Here is a 6,590-nt window from a genome sequence, read left to right on the forward strand (position 1 = left end):
GCACGAGAGGCGGGATCAGTCGACCTGGTCCATGAAGTCGGTCAGGTGCGCGATCGTCGGGATCGACGAGGTGATCACGGTGCCGTCGTCGCGACGTCCGCCCTCGATCGCAGCCGGCGACGGAGCCCCGGGAGTGCGGGCGCCCTGGTGCTCGAGCGGGACGATGACGGGCTGGCCGAGACGCACCGTGAAAGCGGGCGCCCCGCGCACGGCGAGCTTCGCCTCGACGCCGGCCTCGACGGTCACCTCGACCTCGTCCTGCCTGAGGTCGATCCGGAGCCGGGTGCCCTTGAGCGTGATCCGGAAGGTGAGCCCCTCCCAGCCTTCCGGCAGCCGCGGGTCGAGGGTGACCCGGCCGTTGTGGTCGCGCATGCCGCCGAATCCGTAGACGAGGGCGCTCCAGACTCCACCGGCGGATGCGACGTGAACGCCGTCCGCCGCGTTGTGGTGCAGGTCTGCGAGGTCGACGAACAGGCCGGAGGTGAAGTACCGGAGCGCGAGCTCGTGGTACCCGACTTCGGCCGCGATGATCGACTGGACCACGTCGGACAGGGTCGAGTCGCCGGTCGTGAGCGGGTCGTAGTAGTCGAAGTCGGCGAGCTTCTCCTCCGGAGTGAACTGGTCCCCCTGCAGGAGCAGCGCGAGGACCACATCCGCTTGCTTGAGGACCTGGAAGCGGTAGATCACGAGCGGGTGGTAGTGCAGCAGCAACGGCCGGTTCTGCGGAGGCGTCTGGGACAGGTCCCAGCGTTCCTTCTCGAGGAACTGCGCGTCCTGCGGGTGGATGGCCAGGCCCTTGTCGAAGGGAATGTGCATCGCCTCGGCGGCGAAGGCCCACTCGGCGATCTCGGTGTCCTGGAGGTTCAGCCGGGCGACCATGGCGTCGTAGGCGTCGCGGTCGATGTACCGCAGCCGGCGGACCGCGGTCACGGCGTTCCGCAGGTTCGAGCGCGCCATGATGTTCGTGTACAGGTTGTCGTTGACGACGGTCGTGTACTCGTCCGGCCCGGTGACACCGTGGATGTGGAACACGTCGTTGCCGTGCCCGTTGCCGCGCCAGAAGCCGAGGTCCGCCCACATCCGGCTCGTCTCGACGAGGATGTCGATGGCCTCGCGGGCGAGGAAGTCCTCGTCGCCGGTTGCGGCGACGTACTGGCTGAGCGCATAGGCGATGTCGGCGTCGATGTGGTACTGGGCCGTGCCCGCCGCGTAATACGCGGAGGACTCGAGCCCGTTGATCGTGCGCCACGGGAACAGGGCGCCGAGCTGGTTGAGCTCCGTCGCGCGGTCCCTGGCCTGGTCCAGCATTCCGTGCCGGAAACGCAGCGCGTTGCGGGCCGCGTTCGGAGAGGTATAGGTCAGGAACGGCAGGACGTAGACCTCCGTGTCCCAGAAATAGTGGCCGCCGTAGCCGGAGCCGGACACGCCCTTCGCGGAGACGCCCTGGCCGTCGGCGCGCATCGAGGCCTGGGCGAGCTGGAACAGGTTCCAGCGCACGGCCTGCTGCAGCACGGGCTGCCCGGGAAGCTGCACGTCGGTGCGCGCCCAGAAGTCGGTGAGCCATTCCTGCTGGCGGGCGATGAACGATTCGATGCCCTCGTCCCGCGCGCGGTCCAGGGTGCGGTCGCACCGGTCGGCGAGTTCGTGAGTGGGCACGCCCGCGGAGGTGTGGTAGCTGAGCGTCTTCGTGATGTGGATCGAATTGCCCTGCTTGGCCTTGATCGTGTACACGTGCTTGGCGAGGTCGTCGCCGATAGCGGAGGACTCGACGAACTCGTTGGCTGTCTCGATCTGGTGGTCGGCGGCGCAGGCGATCGTCATCGCCGAGTTCGTGCAGCGGAAGCCGAGGATGTACCGGCCGCCGGAAGCGCGCTTGAAGCGTGGCTGCAGCACCCGGTCGGTGAAGGACTCCGCCTTGCGCGGGTCCCAGTCTGTCGTCATCGAGCCCTTGGGCCGGTCGTACTCGCTGATGCCGTCCTGGCGGTTCAGGATCTGGCTCGAGATCACGACGGACGCATCCGCGTCGAGCATGGTGACCTCGTAGTCGATGATCGCGAGGTGCCGGTCGGTGAACGACACCATCCGGCGGGACCGGATCAGGACGCGCTTGCCCGATGGCGTGCGCCAGACGAGTGAGCGAGAGAGGATGCCGGTGGTGAAGTCGAGCCGGCGCTCGTAGCTGAGCAACTCGGCGAGGGTCAGCACGAGCGGTTCGTCGTCGACGTAGACGCGGATCATCTTGGCGTCGGGAGCGTTGACGATCGTCTGGCCGACGCGGGCGAAACCGAAGGCCTCTTCCGCGTGCCGGATCGGCCAGGTCTCGTGGAAACCGTTGATGTATGTGCCCTGGACGTGGCCGTCCCTGCCCTCGTCGACGTTGCCGCGCAGGCCGAGGTAGCCGTTGCCGACCGCGAAGAGGGTCTCGGTGCGTCCGATGTCGGCTCCGGTGAACGCCGTCTCGACGAGGGCCCATTCGTCGACCGGGAAGCGATTGCGGTCGAGAGGGTCCTGGATGACCTCTTCGGTCAGGTTCATGCGGTGGCCTCCTGCGTTGCGGTTTCGGGTGACGTGCTGGGCTCGGACGGGCGGGGCACCAGTTCATCGAGGTCTGAGACGACAATATCGGCTCCGGCGTCCAGAAGGGTCTGCGGTCCGACGCCGCGGTCGACGCCGAGAACCAGCCCGAAATCACCGGCGCGGCCGGCCTGCACTCCCGACTCGGCGTCTTCGACCACGACGCACTCTGCCGGCGTGAGACCGAGCAGCTCGGCGCCGAGTTCATAGGTGTCCGGCGCGGGCTTCCCGGCGAGCCGACGCTCGGCGGCGAGGTTGCCGTCGACGACGATACCGAAGCGATCACGGATGCCCGCTGCCCCGAGGGTGAGTTCGCCGTTGCGGGAACTCGTGACGACGGCGACCTGCAGCCCGGCGTTGACCACGTAGTCGAGGAAGTCGAGGGAACCCTGGTACGGAGTCACGCCGTCTTCCGCGAGGGTCTCGTTGAAGGCCGCGTTCTTGCGGTTGCCGAGGCCGCACACGGTGTCCTGCGTCGGGGCATCCGTGGGGTCGCCGTCTGGCAGCGTGATCCCGCGCGAGGCGAGGAGGCTGCGCACGCCGTCGTAGCGGGGCTTGCCGTCGATATACCTGAAGTAGTCGGCATCGCTATAGGAGGGACTCACCCCCTGGTCTTCGAGGAAGGGGGTGAAGAGCCGGGACCACGCGACCATGTGCACGTCCGCGGTGGGAGTCAGCACGCCGTCGAGGTCGAAGAGCACGCCACGCAAACCGAGGATGCGGTCGCGGGCCTGGGCTGGCGAAAGGGGAAATGTCGGAGAAGTCATAGACGGGAGCTCTTCTCGATAGATGCCTGAAAATGGAGGCGCCGGGGAATGGTGGGGGGATGTATTCGCCCGGGTGTCGACATCTCGGCGGCGGTGACGAGGATCGCGAGCGACGCGTGTCCACCGGGTCCGGGGTGGGCCTGCGCCTGAGTACAAAACAAGCCTATGCCCTGTGCCTCCGGCGAGTAGACTTTCTCTAAGTGAAACGATTCAACGTTGAACGCACACAGAGAGAAGTCAGACAATGATCACTCGCATGATCTGGAACCAAACGGCACACTTCGGCGCAGGGGCCATTAGCGTCATCCCCGGTGAAATAGCCTCCCGCGGCTTCACCAAGGCCTTTGTAGTCTCGGACAAGGTGCTCGTCACGACCGGCGTCACCGGCAAGGTCACGTCACTCCTCGACGATGCCGGAATCCCTTATGAGGTTTATTCGGACGTCACCCCGAACCCGCCGATCGAAGCGGTCAAGCGCGGCGTCGCGGCCTTCGCGGCCTCGGGCGCAGACGTATTGATCGGCATCGGCGGCGGCTCGCCGCAGGACACCTGCAAGGCCATCGGCATCATCACGAACAACCCCGAGTTCGCGGACGTGCGCTCGCTCGAGGGCGTCGCGGCCACGAAGCGGGCCTCCGTTCCGATCATCGCCGTTCCGACGACGGCGGGAACCGCATCGGAGACCACGATCAACTACGTGATCACCGACGTCGAACGCTCCCGCAAGTTCGTCTGCGTCGACCCGCACGCGATTCCGATCGTCGCCGTCGTCGACTCCGAGATGATGTCATCCGCGCCACGTTCGCTCAAGGTCGCCACAGGACTGGACGCGCTCACCCACGCGATCGAGGGCTACACGACCAAGGGCGCCTGGGAACTCTCCGACCTCTTCCACCTCAAGGCGATCACGATGATCGCCGAGTCCCTCGCCGCCGCCGCCGACGGCGACCCGGTTGCCGCGGACCGGATGGCCCTCGCCCAATACAGCGCGGGAATGGGCTACTCCAACGTCGGCCTCGGCCTCGTGCACGGGATGGCCCACCCGCTCGGCGCCTTCTACAACGCCCCGCATGGCGTGGCCAACGGCATCCTGCTCGCCCCCGTGATGGCGTTCAACGCCGACGCGACCGGCGACCGCTTCCGCGACATCGCGGTGGCCTTCGCGGTTGCCGGTGCCGCAGACCTGTCGGTCGAGGATGCCCGCACCGCGGCCGTCACGGCCGTCACGGCATTCGCCCGCGACCTCGGCAACCCGACGACACTGCGCGAGATCGGTGCGAAGGAGGAGGACCTCCCGGCACTCGCCCAGGCCGCCTTCGACGACGTCTGCACCGGCGGTAACCCGCGCGACGTGACCGTCGAGCAGATCCTCGCGCTGTACACCTCGATCTACTGATCCCAGAGTCACCTTTCCGGTCGAGAGTGACCCGTATACACGGCGCTCTCGACCGGAAAGGGAGACCTCGGGTTGGTGGATTGAGAACAGGAGCGGCCGGCGCGTGTGCGCCGGCCGCTCCTTTCTGTTTCCCCTGTTTCCCCGTGCCGGCTATCGGCTGACGAGAGTCCGGACCGGCGTATACCGCTCGGGTACGAAGCTGCGGGCGACGAGGGCGCGCAGCCCCTCGAGCGAACCGGTGACGAGGCCCTGGGCCCGCGCCTGCACGAGCACATTGCCGATCGCGGTCGCCTCGACGGGGCCGGCGAGCACGGGCAGGCCGAGCCGGTCGGCCGTGAGCTGGCAGAGCAGGCGGTTCTGCGAGCCGCCGCCGACGATGTGCACGACCCGTACGTCGGTGCCGGAAAGCGCGGCTGCGGTCTCGACGCCGCGGGCGAAGGCATCCGCGAGGCTCTCGAGGATGCTGCGCACGAGTTCGGCGTTCGAGCGCGGAACGCGCAGGTCGTGCTCGAGGCAGTAGTCGCGGATGCGGCCCGGCATGTCCCCGGGGGCGAGGAAGCGCTGGTCGTCGGCGTCGAACACGGCGACGGGCCGGGTGACCTCGCCGGCCGCACGCAGCAGGTCGGCGAGAACGATCGTCTCGCCGGCGTGCTCCCAGGTGCGGATCGACTCGCTGAGCAGCCAGAGGCCCATCACATTGTGCAGGTAGCGCACGCGGCCGTCGACGCCGCCCTCGTTCGTGAAGTTGGCCGCGCGGCCTGCCGCGCTGAGCACCGGGGCCTCGAGCTCGACGCCGACGAGCCCCCAGGTGCCGCACGAGATGTAGGCGAAGTCGTCGCTGAGGGCAGGCACCGCGACGACGGCGGATGCCGTGTCGTGCGAGCCGATGGCCGTCACGTCGATCGGGGCGCGGGCGCCGATCTCGCCAGCGACGTCAGGGAGCAGGGAACCGATCCGGGTCCCGGCATCGACGAGGCGCGGGAAGATCCGGCGGTCGAAGCCGAGCCGGTCGATGAGCGGTTCGTCCCACTCTCGGCTGCCGACGCCGAGGAGGCCGGTCGTTGATGCGTTGGTGCGTTCGGCGACGGCGACGCCGGTGAGCCAGTAGTTCAGAAGATCGGGCACGAGCAGCACCTGGTCGGCCTGGTCGAGCGAGCCGGCGGTCAGGTCTGCGGTCAGCTGGTAGAGCGTGTTGAACGGCAGGAACTGGAGTCCGTTGGCCGCATAGAGTTCGGCGGGGGCGGCGATCCGGTGGACGAGATCGACAGCGGGCTGGGTGCGCGCATCGCGATAGTGGTACGGGAGTTGCAGCATCCGCCCCTGCCGCAGCAGCGCGTAGTCGACGGCCCAGGAGTCGACGCCGATGCTCACGAGGGCGGGCTCTTCCGCGGCGGCGGTCCCGAGACCGGCGAGCACATTGCGGTAGAGCTCGACGATGTTCCAGTGCAGCGAGGGATGCCCGTCCTCATTCAGGCGAATCGGCCCGTTCGCGAAGCGGGCCACCGGGCGGAGGCGCAGCTCGTTCGGCCCGACGTGGCCGAGCATGACCCGGCCGCTCGTGGCGCCGAGGTCGACGGCCGCGACGACTGCGGCATCCGTGCTGGTGGTCATCTTCGTACTCTCTGCTCGTCAGAACTTAAAGGAGTTGCCGTTTCGGACGACTGCGGCCGGTGTGCCGGCCACTGTCGTCCGAAACGGCAACGGGTGGTGCCGAATGCGGGTGGGGTCAGGCGCCCCAGCCGGCCTGGGTGCCGCCGACGCGGTCTGCGCAGATCTTCTCCTGGTAACCGGATGCCGCGAACGCCTTCATAGGGTCGGCCGGAAGCCCGCGGGACTCGCGCCACGCGGCGAGG

At 68.1% G+C, this 6,590-nt stretch carries 4 protein-coding genes and 1 pseudogene; 1 reads left to right on the top strand and 4 read right to left on the bottom strand.

Annotation, left to right across the window (positions count from 1 at the left end):
- Window positions 1–15 precede the first annotated feature (15 nt).
- Window positions 16–2,535, bottom strand: a complete 2,520-nt coding sequence (locus E3O39_RS12615) for a glycoside hydrolase family 65 protein (protein ID WP_134448620.1) — start codon at window positions 2,533–2,535, stop codon at window positions 16–18.
- Complete coding sequence (locus E3O39_RS12620) at window positions 2,532–3,341, bottom strand: HAD family phosphatase (RefSeq protein ID WP_134448622.1); 810 nt, start codon at window positions 3,339–3,341, stop codon at window positions 2,532–2,534. Before E3O39_RS12620 ends, E3O39_RS12615 begins: the two co-directional genes overlap by 4 nt.
- Window positions 3,342–3,597: 256 nt before the next feature.
- Here E3O39_RS12620 and fucO point away from each other — a divergent pair, with 256 nt between their 5' ends.
- Window positions 3,598–4,737: a lactaldehyde reductase gene (fucO, locus tag E3O39_RS12625; protein ID WP_241985066.1), complete on the top strand. Its 1,140-nt coding sequence runs from the start codon at window positions 3,598–3,600 to the stop codon at window positions 4,735–4,737.
- A gap of 150 nt (window positions 4,738–4,887) precedes the next feature.
- Here fucO and E3O39_RS12630 read toward each other — a convergent pair whose 3' ends face one another.
- Both E3O39_RS12630 and E3O39_RS19520 read right to left on the bottom strand, forming a co-directional pair.
- Window positions 4,888–6,348, bottom strand: coding sequence for a rhamnulokinase family protein (locus E3O39_RS12630; protein ID WP_134448626.1), 1,461 nt, complete (start codon window positions 6,346–6,348; stop codon window positions 4,888–4,890).
- Between the two features lie 115 nt (window positions 6,349–6,463).
- Window positions 6,464–6,590: pseudogene (locus E3O39_RS19520) on the bottom strand (rhamnose isomerase); the annotation flags it as partial.

Origin of the sequence: Cryobacterium sp. MDB2-A-1, assembly GCF_004402675.1 — a bacterium.
Classification (GTDB): Bacteria; Actinomycetota; Actinomycetes; order Actinomycetales; family Microbacteriaceae; genus Cryobacterium; species Cryobacterium glucosi.